We start from the raw sequence: 22,269 nt of genomic DNA on the forward strand, positions 1-22,269 counted from the left end.
CCCCTTGAAGACGACGAGGTTGATAGGCCTGAGGTGGAAGTGCAGCAATGTATGGAGCTGACAGGTACTAATCGGTCGAGGGCTTATCCAAAAACAACTAAAATGCAAATTTGTTTCGTATCCAGTTTTCAAGGATTAACGCCTTGAATTTATGGCTTTGGAGAGATACCCAAGTGGCTATAAGGGGACCCTCTGCTAAGGGGTTAGACTGCGTAAGCGGTGCGAGGGTTCGAATCCCTCTCTCTCCGCCATTTGAATAAATTTAATATGGCGGCGTAGCTCAGCTGGCTAGAGCGTACGGTTCATACCCGTGAGGTCGGGGGTTCGATCCCCTCCGCCGCTACCATATTTCCGGAGGCTTAGCTCAGCTGGGAGAGCATCTGCCTTACAAGCAGAGGGTCGGGGGTTCGATCCCCTCAGCCTCCACCATGATTGATTCACAACTTGATATGCCGGTGTAGCTCAATTGGTAGAGCAACTGACTTGTAATCAGTAGGTTGGGGGTTCAAGTCCTCTCGCCGGCACCATTTTCACCAGCGCGGAGCCGTGGTGTAGAGGCCTAACATGCCTGCCTGTCACGCAGGAGACCGCGGGTTCGAATCCCGTCGGCTCCGCCATTTATTACAACTTCTATATTTCCACAGCAAAGTGGGAAAGTTACCAACTTAACCGCTTTATTTTTTTGCCAATTTCATATGGCTCGGTAGCTCAGTCGGTAGAGCAGAGGACTGAAAATCCTCGTGTCGGCGGTTCGATTCCGTCCCGAGCCACCTTTTAAGCTTGGAGGCTTAGCGAAGTGGCCAAACGCAGCAGACTGTAAATCTGTTCTCTTACGAGTTCGGTGGTTCGAATCCATCAGCCTCCACCAGATTTTGAGCCATTAGCTCAGTTGGTAGAGCACCTGACTTTTAATCAGGGTGTCGAAGGTTCGAGTCCTTCATGGCTCATGCCGAATGATCGTCAATCGAAAGATTGGCGGTCTTTTTTATGTTTTGAGGTCATTTATTTTGTTGTGATACAATAATATAAAATCTTTAAATTGGATAGGAAAGGCACTCCATGACAAATACCAACTGGCTGAAGCAACAAATAGAGCAGATTCTCGAGGCTCCCCTCTTAATAACGGAAATGGAGCTCGGTGCGTGGAATGAAATGACGAAGACGTCGGGTCAACCCGATTCGGCTGTAGTACGGGAGGATGGGAAGCTGCTGGGCTTATGGAAAAGCGGCACATCCACCGTCGAACTGCTTGAAGTGGAGACTGCGGCGCTTTCGGAGCGGGAACTTCGGCTGATCGAACTATTGTTGTCATACGCACGGGATGGACGGGAGCCAAAATCTTCAGGGCATTCCAGACGAGAGGATGAAGCTCGTAGTGTGGAAATGGGGGATTGGCTCCAAAATCAAATCGACCGCGGGGACTTGGATTGTCCGGTTCCGGATAACATGGGCTTAAAATCGCGCCTGCAAGGGACGATGCTCCCTTTTTTGCTAAGCGCGGAGAGCAGTTCGGGAGGCGGTATCCAGTTCGCTAAACTGAATAAGCTGCTTCGCAGTTATTTTGGCGGGGAGATCGTGCTTCTTCCGCTTAAAGAGGATTGGCTGATCCTGGTTGATGAAGGGATTCTACAGGACTTTCGCGAGGAAAGCGAACCAGGACAGGAAGCGGAACGGGACCTGCTGGATGCGTTGTGCCAAGGGCTGTATGAACTGATTACGAATGAATGGGTTGGCGGAGGCCTTCAATTGGCTGCGGGCGATCCGTTTACCGGAGACCGGTATATGGCTGCAGTGGCGGTGTCTTTACGCGAAACCCTTCAGCTTGGCCGGGTGTTTTACGTCACGGAGCATATCTATTTTCCCTGGAAGCTTCGCTTGGAGCGGCTGATTTACAGCATTCCCGACAACCAGCGTTCGAAATTTGTAGAGGAGATCGGACGTCACTCGGAACTTTTAAAAGATGAAGAGACGAGAGCGACGCTGCAGACCTTTTTTAAAATGGATTGCAATGTCAGTGAAACGGCGAAACGGTTATATATCCACCGTAATACGCTTTTGTATCGGATCGATAAGTTCAAACAAGAGACCGGGCTTGACGTACGGAGCTTTCAGGACGCGGTTTTGGTCAAGCTGGGTTTGTTATTGTACAAATTGACAAAAAGGGCGTAGGATTTTTGTGCAGTTTGTGTATAGCGCTTTCTTGCCCAGGGAGGTAAGATAGAAACATGAATTGAATTCGATTTCATTTTTGCATATCTCTTTAATATTCATTTTATTAGGAGGCTAACAATATGGCAGGCGTACGCTTAGAACACATTTACAAGAAATACCCGGGTGCTGATAAAGCAACTGTAATCGACGTTAACTTGGATATCGCGGATAAGGAGTTCCTCGTACTGGTAGGTCCATCCGGTTGCGGTAAGTCGACAACGCTTCGGATGATTGCAGGTCTGGAAGAAATCTCCGAAGGTAAATTGTACATCGGGGACCGCGTCGTGAACGACGTAGCTCCGAAAGACCGCGATATCGCGATGGTATTCCAATCCTACGCTTTGTATCCGCATATGAACGTATACCAAAACATGGCGTTCGGTCTGAAATTGCGCAAAGTGAAAAAGGAAGAAATCGATCAACGCGTTCGTGAGGCCGCTAAGATTCTCGATATCGAGCACTTGCTTGATCGTAAACCAAAGGCGCTTTCCGGTGGTCAGCGTCAACGGGTTGCCTTGGGCCGCGCGATCGTCCGCGATCCTCAAGTCTTCCTCATGGACGAACCGCTCTCGAACTTGGATGCCAAGCTGCGCGGTCAAATGCGCGCCGAAATCACGAAGCTGGTTAAACGTCTTGAAACGACTTGTATCTACGTAACGCATGACCAAACCGAGGCCATGACGATGGGTGACCGGATCGTCGTTATGCAAGACGGTATCATTCAACAAGCGGCTTCTCCGGAAGAACTGTACAACCAACCGCAAAATATTTTCGTTGCCGGATTCATCGGATCCCCGACGATGAACTTTATCAACGGTAAGATCGTTGAGCAAAACGGTGCCGTATACTTCCAAGCCGACAACATGAAGGTGGAAGTACCGCAAGGGAAAGCCGTAACTCTGAAAGAAAAAGGCTATGTGAACGGGAAGGAAGTCATCATGGGCGTGCGTCCGGAAGACATTCATGAAGAGCCGATTTTCCTGGAAGGTTCCCCGAACACGGTATTTAACGCTACGGTAGACGTAACCGAGAACCTCGGTCACGAAATGCTGTTATACTTGAACAGCTCCTCTCCGTTGATCGCTCGCGTAGACGGACGTTCCAATACGCGTGAAGGCGACAACGTGAAATTGGCAATCGATATGAACAAAATTCATATCTTTGATAAGGAATCCGAATTGAACGTATTCTTCTCTTAATTGATAAGAGTTACGAACGGTACAGAGCCGCCCCGAATTGGGGCGGTTTTTTTATGCGGGTGCGGAGCCGCGATTGATTTACGGAGGAATTTCCTTTACGATGAATACAATGACAGCGAGAAGTAAAAGGTTGCGGTTTTTCTTTACATATTATTGCAGGCCGACTTCGGAAAAGAGCTGACTTCTCGGAAGTTAGCTATGGACTACCGTAGGCCATTTGGGAAAGGAAGAGCAGCATGGCTAAAAAAGTAAAAGTATCCGAATTGGTAAATCAATTCGGCCTGGAGGTTGTGTCCGGCGAACAGGGGCTGAAACGGTCCATTACGGTTGACGACCTCTATCGTCCGGGATTGGAGATGGCCGGTTATTTCGAATATCATCCGCCGGAGCGGGTACAGATTCTGGGGAAAACCGAGCTGGCGTTCTATGAGATGCTTCCGCTGGCGGAACGAAAGGACCGGATGGAGCGCCTTTGCAGCAGTGAGGAGACGCCCTGCATTATCGTGACGAGATCCTGGGAGGTTCCGCAAGAGTTGGTCGACATCAGCTCGGAGAAGAATATCCCGGTATTGCGCAGCAGCATGGCGACCACGATCCTGTCCAGCCGGATTACCAGCTTCCTGGAGCGGAAGCTGGCGCCGACCGCAACGATCCATGGGGTACTCGTGGACGTGTACGGGGTCGGCATGCTGATTACCGGCAGCAGCGGGATCGGAAAGAGCGAGACGGCGCTGGAGCTGGTCAAACGCGGCCATCGCCTCATTGCCGACGATGCGGTGGAAATCCGCCAGACGTCCGATAACCAGCTCCATGGGACAGCGCCGGAATTAATCCGGCATCTGCTGGAAATCCGCGGCGTCGGCATCATCAACGTCATGACGTTGTTCGGGGCGGGCGCCATACGAAACAATAAGCGAATCACGCTCGTGGTACGCCTGGAAGCCTGGCAGCAAGAGAAGCAATACGACCGGCTGGGCCTTGATGAGGAGACTACGCGGATTATCGATACCGACGTACCGCTGGTAACGATCCCTGTCCGCCCGGGACGTAACTTGGCCGTCATTATTGAAGTTGCCGCCATGAACTTCCGCTTGAAGCGGATGGGTTATAACGCCGCGCTGCAGTTTACGACAAAGCTGACGGAGACGATTGCGGAAGATATGGACGATTTGGATTAGGAGCGTGAATGATGGGCACCTTGCTATTAAACCCGATTGCTTTTTCGATCGGTGGATTGGACGTACATTGGTATGGTTTGATTTTGGGAGCCGGCGCCCTGATGGGGCTGCTGCTCGCGATCCGGGAAGGGAAGCGGTTCAACATTCCGCAGGAGTTCTTTATGGACTTGCTGCTGCTGGGCGTTCCTTCGGCCATTATCGGTGCAAGAATTTATTTCGTCGCGTTTAAGTGGGAAGACTATAAAAATAATCTGCTGGATATTTTCAAGATCTGGAACGGAGGTATCGCCATTTATGGCGCTTTAATCGGGGCCATCATTTGCGCGGTGATCTTCGTACGGAGGCGCGGCTACAACTTCTGGCGGATTGCCGACATCTGTGCGCCTGGGCTCATCATCGGCCAAATGATCGGACGTTGGGGCAACTTTGTCAATCAGGAGGCCTATGGCGGGCCGACGACGGAAGCCTTTTTAAGGGATCATCTTCATCTCCCTTCGTTTATCGTGAATCAGATGAACGTGGCGGGCACGTTCCATCATCCGACGTTTTTGTATGAATCGCTATGGAATCTGGTCGGCTTGCTCCTTCTCTTCGTGCTGCGGAGACAGAAGTTTTTGCGAGCTGGGGAATTGTTCTTTTCCTACTTCATCTGGTATTCCATCGGCCGTTTCTTTATCGAAGCGCTCAGAACGGACAGCCTGGCGTTCCAGGGGGCGTCCTGGCTCGCTTCTTTCATCAACGGGCTGTGGGCACCGATGACCTGGTTCGGATTTGAACAAGGGTATCTTGCTCCGACCTACGGAAACGTAAGAATTTCGCAGTTGCTGGCCCTTTTGATTATCGCAGCCGCCATCGTGCTGATTATTGTACGTCGCAGAACGGTGAAAGACCTCCCGCGATACGGTGATCCCATCGTATCGACCCGCAGCCGCGAGGTAGAGAGTCTGGCGTCGGCTGCGCCTTCGGAGCAATCCGCGGAGGGATTGAACACGAAAGAAGAGCACACCCCGAACGAACCGGAGAAATCTCAGGCACCCAAGGAGTAGATAAAGGAGAAACCACCGCATGATAAACACCATACTATTCGATCTTGACGGGACGATCATCGATACTAATGATCTAATCATAAACACGTTTTTGCACGTACTGGAACAGCACTTCCCTCAGCAGAAATATACGAGAGAACAAATCATTCCCCACATGGGATTGACACTGGAGCAGCAGATGCAGACCTTCTCCGGCAGGGAGGAGGTCACGGACCTGGTGGCGGACTACCGTACGTATAACAACCTGCATCACGATACGCTGATCCGTGAATTTCCCCGGGTCAAGGAAGTGATTGCCGAGCTGCACGAGCGCGGCATCACCATGGGGATCGTGACGACGAAAATCAAGCCTACCACGATTCGGGCACTGGACTACTTCGGGCTAAAAGAGTATATGTCCACCATCGTCACCGTCCAGGACGTAACGCATCCCAAGCCACATCCGGAGCCGGTCTTAACCGCGCTTCGCAACCTGGGCGCCGATCCGGCCAAGACGCTGATGGTGGGCGACAGTGCCGCCGATATTCAGTCCGCGAAAGCGGCGGGCGTAAAAGCCGCCGGGGTGGCCTGGTCTCTGAAGGGCGTGGACGTGCTTCAGCAATACAATCCCGATTATATCCTCGAGGATATGACGGACCTGTACGGCGTATTGGGATGGGAGCCTGTGAACAAGTGAGGAAGGTCACGCGGTATCCGGTGGAAGGGCCGAACGCATTGTGGCAGTTATACCGGACAGTGAGCCCGTGGAAGGGCGTTAAAAACTTTATTTTTATCCAGATTAGCCGGTATTGTCCGGTCCTCTCCTGGAAAAACTGGATCTACCGCCGCATGCTTGGCATGAAGGTAGGGGAGCATACCGCCTTCGGCCTGATGGTGATGGTGGATGTGTTTTTTCCGGAGCTGATCACGATTGGTCGGAACTCGGTTATCGGGTACAACACGACCATTCTCGCCCATGAGTACTTGATCAAGGAGTACCGGCTGGGCGAAGTGCGGATCGGTGATGAGGTGCTCATCGGAGCGAATACAACGATCCTGCCCGGAGTTACGATCGGGGACGGAGCGGTGGTCGCCGCCGGTTCGGTGGTCCACAAAGATGTGGCCCCCGGTACGTTTGTGGGGGGAAATCCATTGCGGGTGATTGAACGCAAGAGCCCGGAAGGCGGAAGCCAAGGGAATGGCGAGGAAACCTAGCATGTCAAAAAGAAGGGGCTGTCTCCCCGGTAGATGATCTACCGGTTGGAGGCAGCCCTTTTTGCGTATTATTTGAGCTTGATGCGGAATTCTATGGGTTGTTGAGTGATATGGTCAGTATAGATAGTATAGGGAAAAGTTAAAGGCTGGGAATACTCTTGCGAACTTATTGTAATCGAGCTGTCTTCTTTCGAAAAAGAGCCTTCTTGTATGCTATATTCTTTGCCGCTTTGGTCCGTGAAATTGCCCTTGAAGGAAATTGAAGACTCCGGATTCTGCTTGGTGATCGGGTGTTGTATATGCAATTCGGTTTTATCTTTGGTGCGTTTGATTTCTTTTAGCCGCATCGGGGAGTTGGGACCGAGTGTCTGTTTTTCGGTATCGATGATCAGTTTCCCTTTTTCCGCGGTATTGCCAGTAATCCCCGTAGCCCGCAGCGTTACCTCGGAGTAATCTTTATAGTAAAGAGTATCAAAACGTATAGCCGACAGCGAGCGGGCTTCACTACTTAACAGTTCTGATTTGCTATCGCGGGGGACTAGAAAGTATTGAAACTGATCTTTCCGGGTCTCGCCCAGGTATAATTTGGCATCCTGCAGGTCAGCTACGCCCTCCTTTTTTAGCTTCGAAGTTGCTTTAAACTCCAAGGTGGTGCTAAGCGGATTTAGGACCGCTCGGGTTAGCTTGAGTTGATGCTCCCCGATTTGTACGGTTTGATTGACGGGTACGGATTTTTCCAAGCTGGAGAACTTGTTCTCGTCTATTTGGATAGGTATTTTTAAGCTTAGCTTTTTGGAGGAAGAACCGAAGTCGAGTTCCAATTCCTCCGAAAACAACATCTGACTCGGGGTATTTTTAAATTGCAGGGTGTAATAATAAGACTTACTCGGTTTATTTTGATCCTGAAGGCTTAGGTTAGAACCAAATGTTGAACTACCGTACTTTTCATCTAGTAAACCGCCATTTAGATTAGTGAAATTCTCCTGTATACTCCGTATCTTCCCGGTGTTATTCAAATTCTCGGCGTTCACGAAAATAATCATCGTTCGGTTATCCGCCAACACCCCGTCCACCGTCAGACGATACCCGTCCTTTTCGGTGGCTTTATTAATGGGCTGATACAGGCCGTTTTCCGCAGCCTTTTTCATAGCCTCGGACATCATCGACAGCACGCGCTCCGGAATGGAGGACGCTGGCGAATTCCCCATGACCGTTATTGAGCCCGGATCAGCCGGCGGCCAAAGCTGCCATCCGAACAAAACAGCCAAACCGCAGGTCAGAACACCGGCTGCGAAGGCGACACGCAGCCGCAGACCGACCTGACGTTTTCTCGCCTTGCCCAGCGCCAATCCCTGACGGATCGCCGTCTCCAGTTTCTGATCGCTGATCCGCTCTTCCGCATGGCGGACATCCTCCAACATTTGCGGCAAGTCCCACTCCTTTTTTTGATGCTCAGCCATAATACACCTCACCTCCCCAAGTCATTTGCCCCCGAAGCTGCTTCAGTCCTTTGTGTAGCCAGGTTTTCATGGTTCCTTCCGGTTTGTCGAGAATCCGCGCTATCTCCGTAAGGGTCATGTCTTGATAATATTTTAAAGTCAACACATGCCTGTATTTCGGCTTTAGCCGCTCCAGAGCGATCTCCAGATCCAGCTTATGAACGCTGACCATTTCTCCCGAGGCCGGCAGCGTCAATGCCGTTAACGGCAGCGTGCGCTTTCTCCGCTTCTGTTCGTCGATGCACATGTGGATCAGTATGCGGATCAACCAGGGGATAAAGGCGTCCGGTTCCTTAAGCTGCCGGCATTTTAGCCAGGCTTTGCAGACCGTCTCCTGGACGGCGTCCAAAGCATCGGACTCGTTCCTCAAGTAGCTGAACGCGATGCCGTAAAGTTTTCTTTTTTGCGAGGATACCAGATAGTAAAAGGCGGTTTCATCGCCCTGGCATGCGGCAGCGGCCCATTCTCGTTCTTCCATGCCTGCGGGCTCCTTCCCGTAAGTAAATAATAATACAGCTCAAGCTCAGGGAATTTACCGGCCGGTAATTGTCATCCCTAACTATAAAGACGCCTGGTACTCCAGAACGGTTTTACTTAAATAGATTTCCTTATTTGGGGATCAAAGGTATGATGGAAGAGAGCAATCTGGCAAAATTGCGGAAGCGGGGCTGTTTTCAGGTTCAATTCAGCTTGAAAGGGTAACTTAATGATATTCACTTATGTCTTTTCGTGCGTTCGGCGCGAAGTGGAGAAGGTCATATCAGGAAACCTATGCAGACTGGAGTTGATCACGTGCAACTGCAAGCGAAAGAAAGGCTGCCTCAGCTCGATCTCTTTCGGGCCTTTGCGATTTTCAGTGTCATTCAGGTCCACGCCACTTCCTATGCCGCGGGGTGGCAGGCGCTGGAGGCGCCGGGTTTTTACTTCTATAACTGGATGAACATATTTTTTAGAATCGGTACCAGCTCGTTTATCTTCTTGAGCAGCTTCGTCCTCTTCTACAACTATTATGATAAACCGGTGAACCAAAGCTTGATCGGGCGTTTTTACAAAAAGCGGTTGACCTATATTATCCTACCTTATATTCTTGTATCCTTCTGTTATTTTCTCGTGGTTGTCTGGATTCAAAGGGACTTCCTCAACCAGTCTGTTGCGCAGCTATTGCAATCTTTAGTGGTGAAACTGCTGACGGGGACGGCTTATACGCACTTGTATTTTATTTTTATCAGCATTCAGTTTTATATCTTATTTCCGTTATTGCTGGGATTGGTGCAGTGGATGAGGAACAGGAATTGGCCGGCATTCTGGATCTTTCCGGCGGGTCTGGCGGTTCAGTGGGCCTTTTTCTTCTGGAACAAATATCACCTCGAACTGCCGAACAAAGGAAGCTATGCGCCGTCCTATATGTCGTTCTACATGCTAGGGGCTGTAGTGGCGATCTATTTCGAGCCGATCAAAGCCTGGCTGACAACGGCATGGAATCAGGCTACCTCCCGGCAAAAAATCGGAACCGTCCTGCTATGGGGCAGTTGGCTGATCCTGTCCTTTGTCGATGTTCAGCTGTACTACGCGTTCAGAACCGGAGCGTACGCGGCGGGAACGACCACGTTTGAACTGGTGTGGAACGCACACCTGCTGCTCTCGGCGCTGGTGCTGATGAAGGCGGCATTTCTGATGCACCGCAAGGGCACGAAGTTCTGGGTCAGAGCTTTGACCCGGCTGGGCGAATTGTCTTTCGCCATTTACCTGTTTCATCCGGTGGTGCTGCTGGTCTATCGGATGTTTCGCAATCGGCTCGCGGGGGACCAAATCGCGGTCGCTTATTTCTTTTTTATCCTGGGCGGTTCGGCCTGCGCGTTGTTCCTGTCCTGGATTTTCGTTCAGGTCTGTTTTAAAAGACTGCCTTTCGCTTCGGTGTTTCTGGGCAGCGTCCCCGGTTCCTTGAAGCGGAGGAAGGAACAACCGCTTCAGGACACCGCTTCTTCCGCATCCGTAAATGTGAATATGTAGGCTCATTCCAATAACAAAGGGGTGCTGATTAAACCGTTACGCACGGTTCGATCGGCACCCCTGTTACTTGCGGTTACACTTTAAACTTGCTTACGGTTTCCTGCAGCTCTTCCGCCATTTTGCTTAATAAAGCGGAAGATGCGCTGATCTCCTGCATGGAAGCCAGCTGCTCTTCCGTGCTGGCGGCGACTTGTTCGATGCTGGCCGCGGTATCCTCGGAAATCATGGCTACCGCTTCCACGGATTTCAGCACTTTCACCGAATCGGCAACCATCGCTTCCGCCGCGTGGGAAACCTGCTCGATTTCGCGGGTGACTTCGGTGATGGAATCCAGGATGTGCCCGAAAGCCACTCCCGCGGAATCCGCCATGTTGACGCCCCGCAATACCTCTTGAATCACCTGTTCCATGCTGGCGGCCGTCACCTGGGTGTCCCGCTGAATCGCGGCCACCGATTCGGTAATATGGCTGGCGGAGCTGCCGGATTGGTCGGCGAGCTTTTTGATTTCGGAGGCGACCACGGCAAATCCTTTGCCCTGTTCGCCGGCGCGCGCCGCTTCAATGGACGCGTTCAGTGCCAGCAGATGAGTCTGGTTGGCAATTTCCGTAATCATTTGCGTGAAGCTGTCGATTTCTTTGGACCGTTCACCCAGACTGGATACTTCCTGAGCCAGCTTTCTCACGGTTTCGCCGATCGCTTTCATCTGATCGACAACGGATTGCACACTGCCGTTTCCTTCCTCGGCGGTCTGCTGCGTGTGCTCCACGGATTGGACGACCTCATGCGTACTATTGGAGATTTCCTGCATTTGAGCAGCCATACGATTAATGTCATCCCGGGAGCTGCCGATTTCCGTCACCTGCTGGCCGGTGCCGATCGCGACCATTTGCGCGGTCTCCGCCACCTGCTTGCCGGAGGCCGTGATTTGGTCGGAGCTGGCGGTCAGCTCTTCCGCGGAGGCCGCAAGCTGCATGGAATTATTGTTAACCTTGTAGAGCAGAGAGCGCAGTGAAGCGGCCATGGTATTAAAATTATGACCCAAAATCCCCAGCTCATCGTTCCGTTTGATCTGAATATCCTGCGTGAGATCCCCTTCGCTGATCGCCAGGGAAGCCCGGCTGATTTGACGGAGGGGCTTCAGGATGGAATAGATGATCAAGAAGATGAACACGGCGCCCACAAGGATAGAAACGAGAAGGACGAGAACCGTCGATTTAAGGATCGGAGACGCTTGCGCCGCAACCTCGGACTGATACAGGGTTCCGACGATTTTCCATCCGGTCGACGCGTTGGTGGAGAAAATCATCCTTTTCTCTTCTTTGTCGACTTTATAATCGAGGCGTCCGCTTTCATTTTTGTATATGTTCTCAATAATGGGGCTGTTCTCTGCGGAAGAACCGACCTCACTAGTGGGATGATAGACGAATTTCTTATCCTGATCGAGCAGGAAGACGTAGCCTTCGGACCCGATTTTCACGCTTTTCGTCACTAATGACAGTTTCTCGATGGCGACGGACATGGCCACTACACCTTGCCCGTCCGGGATAGCTTTAGCCAAAGTAACGACCTGATTTCCCGTTGCCGCGGAAGGATAAGGGGAGGTGACGATAACCTTACCTTTCTCCGCTAAAGCCTGCTTATACCAGCCCCGTTCGGTGGGTTTATAGTCCGCCGCCATTTTGGTGGCGTCCGAAGAGTCCATATATAAACCCTGGCTCGTTCCGACAAACACCATCTCCGTGTCGGTGTCGGCGTTTTTGGTGATTTGCAGCTGTTTTTTTACACTGTCGCTAGCGCCCAGGTTCGATTGGGTTCCCTGCTCGATCGTGGACAAGTCCACATTATGCGACAGAACCTCGACTTCTTTCTTCTTCGAATCAAAATATTCATTCAGCAGCGCGTCCAGGAGCCGTACATTCTCCTCAGCGGTCTGGGCCATCTGCTCATCCACGTTCTGCTTGGCCGTATTGTAGGAAACCGTGGACAGCAGGATGGTAGGAACGATAAGGAGGACCGCGAAAGCTCCAATCAGCTTGTTTTTGATGGAGAAAAAAACGACTTTGGTAGCGGATGTTGTCTGACTTTCCGTGATGCGCTTGTTCCGTAGTGTTGTCATCGCTCGCGAGCACTCCTCTAAAAAAGATATAATTACGGATATAATCGACAAAAGTCGACATTTTTTTTATAGTTTTTAAATTTTTTCAGATGAAAATTTTGTTTCATGAACCATAGCTCGCAGGAACTAATCCTTCACCAGAGTGCCTCAATCTTCTGAGTGCGTTGTCCATGTTGCTCAGTCCCGTCGTCCTCTCGCATTGTCCTTCCAAATTAACGGGATTTTCTCCCGTTAATTTCGCCCCATGGGTGGGGCCTCGCCCAATTAGCTGGATTTTCTCCCGCTAATTCAGCCTATTTTGGCAGATCCGGCCCGATCGCGGCAAATTAGCGGGACTATTTCCAGGTAATTTTCGCTCCTGGCCATTTGCGCGTCATTTAACGGGAGGTTTTCCCGTTAAATTCGTCGCCTGGGCGCCTAGCCATTGCTAACCATGGTCCAAGTGGGGCCAACCATGGCAACGATGGCAACCATGCCAACTATGGCCCAATCATGGCCGTGTCCGACCGCAAGGTTAGGCCCAGGTCCTCGCCGAGACAAACACTGTCAAAGCTCAAACTTGCCGCTTTCTTCTACCGTAACTACACACCGCAGGCAGATCATATTACTCAACTAACTCCGATGCGGAACATGTAATTCCTACTAAAGGAAGGGTAAAATAAGAAGTAATGATGAACGAGATTCGGCCGGGGAGAGCGTTGACGGTTCGGGAACAAATATGTTACGATATGGCATAATCTTTAGTTTGGTAGTATGGTAGCACTTTAATATATTAAAGTAATCATCCGAGTCATTACATGAATTGAGCCATTATAGATGAGGTGAGCGTGTTGTCGAAACCGAAAGGCTTTGAAAAACCGGCAGGCGTCCGCGACTATTTGCCCTTTGCGGCCGAGAAGCTGCGAGCGATCGAGCGGAGCGTCCTGGATTGCATGGCCGGGTGGGGGTATCGTCAAATCATGACGCCGACCATGGAGTATTACGATACGGTGGGCGTGGCCAGTTCCACCTCCGACCGGAAGCTGTTCAAGCTGTTGAACAATAGAGGGACGACCATAGTCCTCCGCTCGGATATGACCGCTCCGATCGCCCGGGTGGTCTCCTCCATGCTGAAGGAAGAGCCGCTGCCGCTGCGCCTGTCTTACCACGCCAATGTGTTTCGGGCGATTGAGGAAGAGGCGGGCAGGGAAGCCGAGTTCTTTCAGACCGGCGTCGAGCTGGTGGGGGACGATTCGCCGGAGGCGGATGCCGAGGTCGTCGCTTTGGCCGTGGCTTCTCTCAAAGCGGCCGGCGTCAAGTCGTTTAAAATCGCGCTGGGCCATGTCGGCTTTCTGAACGGCCTGCTGGAAGAGGCGATTCCCGGACGGGAAGAAGACCGGGAAATCCTGAAAGAGGGGCTGCTGCACCGCGACTACGTCGGCTATCGGGAAACGCTGGCCGGCTTGGCCTTATCGGAGCGGCAGCGCGAGGAGCTTGAGGGCATTCTCCGCCTGCGCGGCGGCAAGGAGATCTGCAAGCAGGCGCTCGAGCTCAGCGGTAACGCGCTGGCCCGGGAAGCGGTGCAGCATCTCAGCGCGGTATGGGACGCGCTGGAGGACTACGGTGTAGCGCCGCAGCATGTCATGATCGATTTGACGATGATCGGCGACTTTTCCTACTACACCGGGATGACGTTTGAGGGGTATGCCGCCGAGCTCGGCTTCCCCGTCTGCAGCGGCGGACGCTACGATAATCTGCTGCAGCAGTTCGGGCGACCGGCTCCGGCGACCGGCTTCGCGCTCAAGACGAGCCGGATTCTCGACGGCGTTGAGGGGATTGACGTCGTCCGCGAGCTGCCGCTGCTGCTACAGTACGACGCGGCCAACCGGAAGCGGGCTTTCGCCGAAGCGGAGCGGCTGCGCGACGAGGGACGCAGCGTGATCCTGCGCCGCGTGGAAGGGCCGGCCGAGAAGCTCGGCGAAACGGTCGCCAAGGAGATCAAGAGCGGACCGCTGGGCCCGGCATACGGGGAGATCCGAACGTATACGAGTTTTTAGGCAGCCGAACTCTATTCGTCAAATAACGGGAAAACCTCCTGTTATTTTGTCTTTGAGTAGGCGTGGCGTAACAATAACGGGAAAACTTCCAGCTAATTCTTCCGTTCTAAGCGATTATCCCGACGGAAGGGCAAATTAGCGGTAGGTGTTCCTGCTAAATATGGCGTGCGGGGGATTTTAGCCGGAATTAACGGGAGTTATTCCCGTTAAGAGAGAGGCTCGCTCACTCAGAAGCGGGTCCAAACGGGCGATCGGCCCCGTTGCAGCCGGAGGGAGGCTCAGGTCAGGAGATGAGCGAAATTATCAAAGTGGCGATGCCCAAGGGGCGTATCTATAAAAAAGCGTCGGCCCTGTTTCGCGAGGCCGGGATTCAGATTCCGACCGATGTGGACGAGTCGCGCAAGCTGGTGGTTCCGCTGCCGGAAATCGGCATGGAGTTTATTTTGGCGAAGCCGGTGGATGTGCCGACTTACGTGGAGTACGGTGTGGCGGACATCGGCATCGTCGGCAAGGACGTGCTGATGGAGGAGAGCCGGGACGTTTACGAACTGCTGGATCTCGGCATCGCCCGCTGCCGGATGTCGGTCATCGCGCTGCCGGCTTGGAAGCCGGGGATCCACCAGCGCGTGGCCACCAAGTACCCGAACGTGGCTTCGCAGTATTTTCGCGAGCGGGGACAGCAGGTGGAGGTCATCAAGCTGAACGGTTCCATCGAGCTGGCGCCGTTGATCGGCTTGGCCGACCGGATCGTCGATATGGTGGAGACCGGGCAGACGCTTCGCGAGAACGGACTGGTGGAGTTGGAGAGCATGTTCGAGATCACGAGCCGACTGGTCGCCAACCGGGTCAGTTACCGGATGAAAAACGCGGAGATTCAAGCGGTTTGCGATGCGCTGGCCAAAGCGATCACCGCTAAGAACGTTTAAGGTTCAGGGACGGATTGAAAGCCGGGGAGGACTTTAGAATGAAAATAGTGAAAGCACAGGATTTTGATCTTCGTCGTGAGGTGGAGTATGGAACGGCGGAGCAGAACGAGGCGGTCCGGGCCATCGTACGGGATGTGAAAAAAGAAGGCGACGCCGCGCTGCTCCGTTACACGGAGAAGTTCGACGGGGTGCGTCTGGAGGCCTCCGGGCTTCGGGTGACGCAGGAGGAGCTTCAAGCCGCTTACGATCAGGTGGGGGCTGCTTTTGTCGAGGCGATCCGGGCCGCGGCGGTGAATATCCGGGCGTTTCATAACAGGCAGAAGCGCAACTCGTGGATGGATTTACAGCCGGACGGCAGCCTGCTCGGCCAAATACTCCGCCCGCTTAAACGGGTCGGCGTGTACGTGCCCGGCGGCAAGGCGGCGTATCCTTCCTCGGTGCTCATGAACGTGATCCCGGCGCAGGTGGCCGGCGTGCCGGAGATCGTGATGGTCACGCCGCCGGCGACCGGCGGGACGGAAGGGATCGACCCGTACATTCTCGTCGCCGCGGCGGAAGCCGGCGTCCACGAAATCTACCGGGTCGGCGGGGCCCAGGCCATCGCGGCTTTGGCTTATGGCACGGCCTCGATCGCCCCGGTCGATAAAATCTGCGGACCGGGGAACATCTTCGTCGCGCTGGCGAAGCGCGAGGTGTACGGCGCCGTCGACATCGACAGCATCGCCGGGCCGAGCGAAATCGCCGTGCTGGCGGACGACAGCGCCGATCCCGCCTACGTCGCGGCGGATCTGCTCTCGCAGGCCGAGCACGACGAGATGGCGTCGGCGATTCTCGTAACGCCGTCCGAGGCGTTTGCGCAGGCCTGCCGCGCGGAGGTGGAGCGCCAGCTGGCGGAGCTGCCGCGGCGGGACATCGCTGCCGCGTCCGTACGCGACTATGGCGCGGTCATCCTCGTCGATTCCATCGAAGAGGGGATCGGCGTCATCAATCGGCTCGCGCCGGAGCACTTCGAGCTGATCGTGGAGGACCCGATGGCTTATCTCGGCTTGGTCGAGAACGCCGGGGCGATTTTCCTCGGACCGTACAGCTCGGAGCCGGTGGGGGATTATTTTGCCGGACCGAATCATATTATTCCGACGAACGGCACGGCGCGGTTCTCCTCGCCGGTCGATGTGGACGATTTTATCAAAAAATCGAGCCTGATCTACTACAGCAAGGAGGCGCTGCTGCAAAACGGCGCCACGATCATGGAACTCGCCCGGCGCGAAGGGCTGGAAGGGCACGCCCGGGCGATAGAAATCCGGCTGCGTAAAGAAGGAAAGGCGGGGGTAAACGATGACAACCAATAACGGGAACAGCGTCAACCAGGCGGGAGCCGGGGAGCGCCGCGCGGAAATCAGCCGCAAAACGAACGAGACGGATATCCGGCTGCAATTCGCGGTGGACGGCACGGGGAAGTCCGAGCTGGAAACGGATGTGCCGTTCTTGAACCATATGCTGGACTTGTTTACGAAGCACGGCCATTTTGATTTGTCTGTGCAGGCGCGAGGCGACATTGAGATCGACGATCATCACACGGTCGAGGATATCGGCATCTGCCTCGGGCAGTGCCTGCGGGAAGCGCTCGGCGACAAGCGGGGCATCAAGCGCTATGCGAGCGTGTTTATCCCGATGGACGAAGCGCTCGCGCAGGTCGTCATCGACGTCAGCAACCGGCCGCACTTTGAATACCGCGCCGAGTATCCCTCGGACCGGGTCGGCAGCTTCGATGTGCAGCTCGTCCATGAGTTCCTCTGGAAGCTGGCGCTGGAAGCGCGGATCACGCTGCACGTCATCGTCCATTACGGACAGAACACGCATCATATGATCGAAGCTGTGTTCAAGGCGCTCGGACGGGCTATCGACGAGGCGACAAGCCTGGATCCCCGCGTGACGGGCGTGCCGTCGACGAAGGGAGTGCTGTAGGTGACGATCGCCATTGTCGACTACGGGATGGGCAATTTGCACAGCGTCAGCAAGGCGGTGGAGCGCCTCGGTTTTGAGGGGCTCGTTACGGGCGACGCGGATGCCATCCTCGGCGCGGACGGCGTAGTGCTGCCGGGCGTCGGCGCCTTCGGCGACGCGATGGAGCACCTGCGCGCCTCGGGCCTGGACGGCATGGTGCGGCAGGCAGCCGCGGCGGGGGTGCCCCTGCTCGGCATCTGCCTCGGCATGCAGCTGCTCTTCGGCGAGAGCGAAGAGCATGGGCGCAACGCAGGCCTCGGCCTACTGCCGGGCCGGGCGGTGCGCTTTGCCGGCGGCAGTGCCGGCGCCGACGCCGAAGGCGGCGTTCGCGGCGGCCTGAAGGTGCCGCACATGGGCTGGAACCGGCTGGAGTTCCTGCAGCCGGACAATCCGCTCCTGGCGGGCCTGGAGGAGGGACACGTGTACTTCGTCCACTCCTACCACGTGCTCCCGGAGCGGAAGGAAGACCTGCTCGCCGTAACGGATTACGGTCACCCGGTCACGGCCATCGTGGGCCGGGGTAACGTGTACGGCATGCAGTTCCACCCCGAGAAGAGCGGTGAGCTCGGGATGGGACTGCTGCGCAACTTCCTGGCGCTGGCGGAACGTGCGGGGGTGGAAGGCGACCGGCGGTTAGGCTAATAGACATCAGGCGATGAAAATTAACGGGACTACTTCCCGTTAATTTGACGCTGCCAGAGTTGCAAAGGCGATTACCTGGAAAAGTTCCCGCTAATCGGCCTGAATTTAGGGTTTTCCAAGCTTGGGTCGCAAAATAGATGGAGTTTCTCCAGCTAATCGGTATGAAAGGGACTTAGGCGATCATTTTAATGGGAGGTTTTCCTGTTAAATCAGTTTTAGCTACATCAGCGACATCAGTTATATTAGTTTCGATTAGTTGCATCAATTTGCACTATAACTTATAGATGTATATTTACTAGATAGCGGGAGGAACCGACATGTCTTCATTCGTGATATATCCGGCCATCGACATCCGGGGCGGGAAATGCGTACGCTTGGTACAGGGGGATTATGCCCGCGAGACGGTATACAATGAAAATCCGGTTGAGGTGGCCCGTTCCTGGGAGGCGCAGGGCGGCTCCTTTATTCACCTGGTCGATCTGGACGGGGCCAAAGCGGGGCATCCGGTGAACGACGCGTTGATCGGCGAGATCGCCCGCCGTGTGCAGGTGCCGGTACAGGTCGGCGGCGGCCTGCGGACGCTGGCCGATGTCGAGCGGCTGTTGGGGCTCGGCGTCAGCCGGGTCATTATCGGCACCGCGGCGATCGAGGACCGCGCGTTTACCGAAGCGGTGCTCGGCACATACGGCGACAAGGTCGCCATCGGAATCGACGCGCGGAACGGTTTTGTGGCGACGCGCGGCTGGCTGGAGACGTCCGAGGTTCAGGCCGAGGTGTTGGCCAAGGAGCTGGCGGCCAAAGGGGCGGAGACGTTTATTTTTACCGACATCTCCCGGGACGGCATGATGCAGGGACCGAACGTGGAAGCGATCCGTTCGTTGGCGCAGGCTTCCGGACGTACCGTGATCGCCTCCGGCGGCGTGACCGTCCAGGATGATTTGTTGAAGCTGGCGGCTTACGCGGATCAGGGGATCGGCGGCGCGATTGTCGGCAAGGCGCTCTACACGGGCAGCATCGATCTGGCTGAGGCCATCGCCGCGATTTCGGGCGGCGTGAACTAGAAAAAGGAGTGGAAAGCTATGCTGGCAAAGCGAATTATCCCGTGCCTGGACGTCAAGGACGGGCGGGTCGTCAAAGGCGTGAACTTCGTCAATCTCCGCGATGCCGGCGATCCGGTCGAACTGGCCGCGCTGTATGACCGGGAGGGAGCCGACGAAATCGTGTTCCTCGATATCTCGGCTTCCAATGAAGGCCGGGCTACGATGATCGAGGTCGTCCGGCAGACCGCCGGGGAAATCGCCATTCCGTTTACGGTCGGCGGCGGGATCTCCCAGGTGGACGACATGAAGCGCATCCTGCGGGCCGGAGCCGACAAAATCGGCATTAACACGGCGGCGGTGCTGAATCCGCAGCTGATCTCGGACGGGGCCCGGCGCTTCGGTTCCCAGTGCATCGTCGTGGCGGTGGACGCCAAGTTCAACCCCGAGTGGGGAGAATGGGAAGTCTACACGCACGGCGGGCGGAAGGCGTCCGGCATCAAAGCGCTGGAATGGGTTAAGGAAGCTGAATCGCGGGGCGCGGGCGAGATCCTGCTGACCAGCATGGATGCCGACGGGACGAAGGACGGCTTCGATCTGCCGCTGACGCGGGAGGTCAGCCGGTCCGTGACGATTCCGGTGATCGCCTCGGGCGGGGCCGGGAAGCCGGACGATTTTTACGAGGTATTTACGGAAGGACTGGCTGATGCGGCGCTGGCGGCGACGATTTTTCACTATAAGGAGATCGCGGTGCCGGATTTGAAGCGGGATTTGAAGTCCAGAGGGGTGGAAATACGATGACGGAACAACAAGGATTGCGGCTGATGGTGCCGTTGGAGGAGCTGGAGCAAGCGATCAAGTGGGACGCGGACGGACTCGTGCCGGCGATCGTGCAGGATGCGGAGAGCCGGGACGTGTTGATGATGGCCTATATGAACCGGGAGTCGCTGCGAAAGTCGGTGGAAACGGGGCAAACCTGGTTCTGGAGCCGCTCCCGCTCCGAGCTGTGGAACAAAGGAGCTACGTCGGGAAACACCCAGCACATCCGCGCGTTGCGGTTTGACTGCGACGGGGATACGCTGCTTGTTGAAGTCGACCGGAGAGGCCCGGCGTGCCATACCGGGGAGGACAACTGCTTCTACCGCACGGCGGCGGTTGGAGAGGCATACCGGGGGACGACGGGCTACACGATATTCGAACCGGCGGCTCCACAAACGGAGCGCGGCGGGGATGATAGTGCCCGGTTCACGGTGTTGGCCGAACTGGAACGCCTGATCGCCGAGCGATACGCGGAGCGGCCGGAAGGCGCGTACACGACGTATTTGTTCGAGAAGGGCCTGGATAAAATTTTGAAAAAAGTCGGCGAAGAGACCGCCGAATCGATCATCGCCGCGAAGAACGGAGACAACGACGAGCTGCGGTACGAGGTCAGCGACTTGATCTATCACCTGCTCGTGCTGCTGCGCCAGCGCCAATTGCCGTTGGACGACATCATGCGGGAACTGGAGCGCCGCCATGAACGGCCGCGCCGGGATTAGGCGGGTGATGGGCGCATGCTGATCGACTACCATACGCACCACGCCCGCTGCGGGCATGCCGTCGGCTCGCTTGAGGAGTACGTGCGGCGGGGGATCGAGATCGGACTTTCGCAGATCGGGTTGTCCGACCACATGCCGCTGCTGCATGTCGATCCGGCGGCTTACTACCCGGAAATGGCCATGCCGATGGAAGAACTTCCCCGCTATGTGGAGGAGGCTTTCGCTCTGAAAGAGAAGTACCAGGGTCAAATCGACGTCCGGGTCGGCCTGGAAGGCGACTACATTGAAGGCTGGGAAAAACAGATCGAGTCCATCGTCCGTGCGTATCCTTGGGATTACGTGATCGGATCGGTGCATTTTCTCGGCGAGTGGGACGTATCCGACTTCCGTCAGGTTCACCACTGGGAAGGGCAGGATGTGTTCGCCGTTTACGAGCGGTACTATGACGCGGTGGCGAAGGCCGCCGCGACAGGGTTCTATGACATCATGGGCCACCTGGATGTCATCAAGCGCTTCGGCCACCGGCCGGACGCCGCCCGTCAGGCGGAGACGGAGGCGCTGGAGCGCCGGGCTCTGGAAGCGGTACGGGCGGCCGGTGTGGCGATGGAGCTGAACGCCTCCGGGCTGTCGAAGCCGGTGGCGGAGATGTTCCCGAGCCGCCGGGTGCTTGCGACCGCGATCGAGATGGGCATCCCGCTCACGGTAGGGTCGGACGCGCACGATCCGATGAAGCTGAGCGAGCATCTGGACAAGGCCAGAGCGCTTCTTCATGAACTCGGCGTACGAGAGCTGGCCACGTTTGAGAAGCGCAGCCGCAAAATGATTCCATTGACGCTGTAGACCGACCGGCGGTAGGCTCAAATAACTCTGCGCCTCATGTTAGATGAAGGACGATTCACCCGTCCCTAACGTGGGGCGTTTCTTTTTAGGGTTTGGGTCTGCTCGAACAGGGCCCGGTGCCGAGAATAGCCTGCCTGGTCTCCGACTTAGCGGTCTTTAGGGGCGCTATTATGTCGAATTTGGCTCTTCGGTGTGAAATAGAGGTCATTTGGGTCCTTATTTTTAGAGAAAGTCCGGCAAAAACCGGATTTTTGAGCTCGCACCAGGGAAATAGGGCCCTTTTTAGCCGCTATTCTTCCCGAAAAAGCGAATCTGGGCGAAATAGCAGCCCAAAACGCCGCTATTATAGCGGACGGCCAAAGAAAGTTGCGGACCGTCGCACTATGTCAGGTTTAAGTGCAACGCCAGTGCTGATTTGGGGTCCGCCCAAGGGAAATAAGGACCTTTTTGACCCCTATTATGCCCGTGGTTTCCGGTCCGGTTCACCTACCCTCTTTTACCTCCGTCTAAAGATACGTTTAATTACCCAAATGGCGAAGGCGGCCAAGGCTACCAGGAACCCTAGGGAGATCAGCGTATTTTCCCAAACAAACGACATGGTTAAAAAACCCCCTCTTCTTTAGTGCAATACCCATATTATACCACCTCTTCCTTCCGGTATCTTCTCCCACATTCCCGAACTGGCTGCTTATCCTGCAAAAACCGTTATTTTCTCCCCGTTTTTTCCGTGGGAGGACAGCTTTCACTATGGTATACTGTGAGTTGAAAAGAAGAATTGAAGTAAGAATAGGGA

19 protein-coding genes, 8 tRNA genes and 1 rRNA gene are annotated in these 22,269 nt (G+C 54.9%); 25 read left to right on the top strand and 3 right to left on the bottom strand.

What is annotated here, in order from left to right:
* The 15 genes from FRY98_RS18015 to FRY98_RS18085 form a co-directional block, all read left to right on the top strand.
* Nucleotides 1–91, top strand: a 23S ribosomal RNA gene (locus FRY98_RS18015); the annotation flags it as partial.
* A 68-nt stretch (nucleotides 92–159) separates the two neighbouring features.
* A tRNA-Ser gene (locus tag FRY98_RS18020) sits at nucleotides 160–251 on the top strand.
* A gap of 18 nt (nucleotides 252–269) precedes the next feature.
* Nucleotides 270–346 (top strand) — tRNA-Met (locus FRY98_RS18025).
* 7 nt (nucleotides 347–353) lie between these two features.
* A tRNA-Val gene (locus FRY98_RS18030) sits at nucleotides 354–429 on the top strand.
* A 22-nt stretch (nucleotides 430–451) separates the two neighbouring features.
* Nucleotides 452–527: transfer RNA gene (locus FRY98_RS18035), tRNA-Thr, on the top strand.
* 13 nt (nucleotides 528–540) lie between these two features.
* Nucleotides 541–617, top strand: a tRNA-Asp gene (locus FRY98_RS18040).
* 80 nt (nucleotides 618–697) lie between these two features.
* Nucleotides 698–770 (top strand) — tRNA-Phe (locus tag FRY98_RS18045).
* Nucleotides 771–782: 12 nt separating this feature from the next.
* Nucleotides 783–868, top strand: a tRNA-Tyr gene (locus FRY98_RS18050).
* 6 nt (nucleotides 869–874) lie between these two features.
* Nucleotides 875–947, top strand: a tRNA-Lys gene (locus FRY98_RS18055).
* 112 nt (nucleotides 948–1,059) lie between these two features.
* Nucleotides 1,060–2,169 carry a PucR family transcriptional regulator gene (locus tag FRY98_RS18060; protein ID WP_148454603.1) on the top strand — a complete coding sequence of 370 codons (1,110 nt, stop codon included), beginning with the start codon at nucleotides 1,060–1,062 and terminating at the stop codon, nucleotides 2,167–2,169.
* Between the two features lie 122 nt (nucleotides 2,170–2,291).
* Nucleotides 2,292–3,410: an ABC transporter ATP-binding protein gene (locus FRY98_RS18065; RefSeq protein ID WP_148454605.1), complete on the top strand. Its 1,119-nt coding sequence runs from the start codon at nucleotides 2,292–2,294 to the stop codon at nucleotides 3,408–3,410.
* A 236-nt stretch (nucleotides 3,411–3,646) separates the two neighbouring features.
* Nucleotides 3,647–4,588, top strand: coding sequence for an HPr(Ser) kinase/phosphatase (gene hprK, locus FRY98_RS18070; protein WP_148454607.1), 942 nt, complete (start codon nucleotides 3,647–3,649; stop codon nucleotides 4,586–4,588).
* An 11-nt stretch (nucleotides 4,589–4,599) separates the two neighbouring features.
* A complete protein-coding gene (gene lgt / locus FRY98_RS18075) occupies nucleotides 4,600–5,634 on the top strand; it encodes a prolipoprotein diacylglyceryl transferase (RefSeq protein ID WP_148454609.1) in 1,035 nt (344 codons plus the stop codon).
* Nucleotides 5,635–5,653: 19 nt separating this feature from the next.
* A complete protein-coding gene (gene ppaX, locus FRY98_RS18080; protein WP_148454611.1) occupies nucleotides 5,654–6,310 on the top strand; it encodes a pyrophosphatase PpaX in 657 nt (218 codons plus the stop codon).
* The gene (locus FRY98_RS18085; protein WP_211373328.1) at nucleotides 6,307–6,828 is read left to right on the top strand and encodes an acyltransferase; all 522 of its coding nucleotides are present in this window, start codon (nucleotides 6,307–6,309) and stop codon (nucleotides 6,826–6,828) included. Before ppaX ends, FRY98_RS18085 begins: the two co-directional genes overlap by 4 nt.
* Before the next feature lie 68 nt (nucleotides 6,829–6,896).
* On the opposite strand, the gene FRY98_RS18090 is transcribed toward FRY98_RS18085, so the two are convergent.
* Complete coding sequence (locus FRY98_RS18090; RefSeq protein WP_148454615.1) at nucleotides 6,897–8,288, bottom strand: DUF4179 domain-containing protein; 1,392 nt, start codon at nucleotides 8,286–8,288, stop codon at nucleotides 6,897–6,899.
* Entirely contained in the window at nucleotides 8,281–8,805 is a 525-nt protein-coding gene (locus tag FRY98_RS18095) for a sigma-70 family RNA polymerase sigma factor (protein ID WP_148454617.1), read from the bottom strand. Before FRY98_RS18095 ends, FRY98_RS18090 begins: the two co-directional genes overlap by 8 nt.
* A gap of 314 nt (nucleotides 8,806–9,119) precedes the next feature.
* On the opposite strand from FRY98_RS18095, the gene FRY98_RS18100 reads away from it, so the two are divergent.
* Nucleotides 9,120–10,337, top strand: coding sequence for an acyltransferase (locus FRY98_RS18100; RefSeq protein WP_249043455.1), 1,218 nt, complete (start codon nucleotides 9,120–9,122; stop codon nucleotides 10,335–10,337).
* Nucleotides 10,338–10,410: 73 nt separating this feature from the next.
* On the opposite strand, the gene FRY98_RS18105 is transcribed toward FRY98_RS18100, so the two are convergent.
* Nucleotides 10,411–12,453 (bottom strand): methyl-accepting chemotaxis protein, encoded by a 2,043-nt coding sequence (locus tag FRY98_RS18105; RefSeq protein ID WP_148454621.1) that lies wholly within the window; start codon nucleotides 12,451–12,453, stop codon nucleotides 10,411–10,413.
* 830 nt (nucleotides 12,454–13,283) lie between these two features.
* Here FRY98_RS18105 and FRY98_RS18110 point away from each other — a divergent pair.
* The 9 genes from FRY98_RS18110 to hisJ all read left to right on the top strand — a co-directional run bounded on the left by FRY98_RS18110 (nucleotide 13,284) and on the right by hisJ (nucleotide 21,476).
* Nucleotides 13,284–14,489, top strand: coding sequence for an ATP phosphoribosyltransferase regulatory subunit (locus FRY98_RS18110; protein ID WP_148454623.1), 1,206 nt, complete (start codon nucleotides 13,284–13,286; stop codon nucleotides 14,487–14,489).
* 290 nt (nucleotides 14,490–14,779) lie between these two features.
* Nucleotides 14,780–15,415: an ATP phosphoribosyltransferase gene (gene hisG / locus FRY98_RS18115; protein WP_148454625.1), complete on the top strand. Its 636-nt coding sequence runs from the start codon at nucleotides 14,780–14,782 to the stop codon at nucleotides 15,413–15,415.
* Between the two features lie 38 nt (nucleotides 15,416–15,453).
* A complete protein-coding gene (gene hisD, locus FRY98_RS18120) occupies nucleotides 15,454–16,764 on the top strand; it encodes a histidinol dehydrogenase (RefSeq protein ID WP_148454628.1) in 1,311 nt (436 codons plus the stop codon).
* Nucleotides 16,751–17,380 (top strand): imidazoleglycerol-phosphate dehydratase HisB, encoded by a 630-nt coding sequence (gene hisB, locus FRY98_RS18125; RefSeq protein WP_148454630.1) that lies wholly within the window; start codon nucleotides 16,751–16,753, stop codon nucleotides 17,378–17,380. Before hisD ends, hisB begins: the two co-directional genes overlap by 14 nt.
* Nucleotides 17,381–18,061, top strand: a complete 681-nt coding sequence (gene hisH, locus FRY98_RS18130; RefSeq protein WP_148454632.1) for an imidazole glycerol phosphate synthase subunit HisH — start codon at nucleotides 17,381–17,383, stop codon at nucleotides 18,059–18,061. It abuts the gene before it with no gap.
* Between the two features lie 317 nt (nucleotides 18,062–18,378).
* Nucleotides 18,379–19,122: a 1-(5-phosphoribosyl)-5-[(5-phosphoribosylamino)methylideneamino]imidazole-4-carboxamide isomerase gene (hisA, locus tag FRY98_RS18135; RefSeq protein WP_148454634.1), complete on the top strand. Its 744-nt coding sequence runs from the start codon at nucleotides 18,379–18,381 to the stop codon at nucleotides 19,120–19,122.
* 18 nt (nucleotides 19,123–19,140) lie between these two features.
* Nucleotides 19,141–19,899, top strand: a complete 759-nt coding sequence (gene hisF / locus FRY98_RS18140) for an imidazole glycerol phosphate synthase subunit HisF (RefSeq protein ID WP_148454636.1) — start codon at nucleotides 19,141–19,143, stop codon at nucleotides 19,897–19,899.
* A complete protein-coding gene (gene hisIE / locus FRY98_RS18145; protein ID WP_148454638.1) occupies nucleotides 19,896–20,636 on the top strand; it encodes a bifunctional phosphoribosyl-AMP cyclohydrolase/phosphoribosyl-ATP diphosphatase HisIE in 741 nt (246 codons plus the stop codon). Before hisF ends, hisIE begins: the two co-directional genes overlap by 4 nt.
* Nucleotides 20,637–20,651: 15 nt before the next feature.
* On the top strand, nucleotides 20,652–21,476 hold the full coding sequence (gene hisJ / locus FRY98_RS18150; protein ID WP_148454640.1) for a histidinol-phosphatase HisJ: 825 nt from the start codon (nucleotides 20,652–20,654) through the stop codon (nucleotides 21,474–21,476).
* The last annotated feature ends 793 nt before the right edge of the window (nucleotides 21,477–22,269 follow it).

The sequence above is a fragment of the Paenibacillus faecis genome, assembly GCF_008084145.1.
Lineage (GTDB): Bacteria > Bacillota > Bacilli > Paenibacillales > Paenibacillaceae > Fontibacillus > Fontibacillus faecis.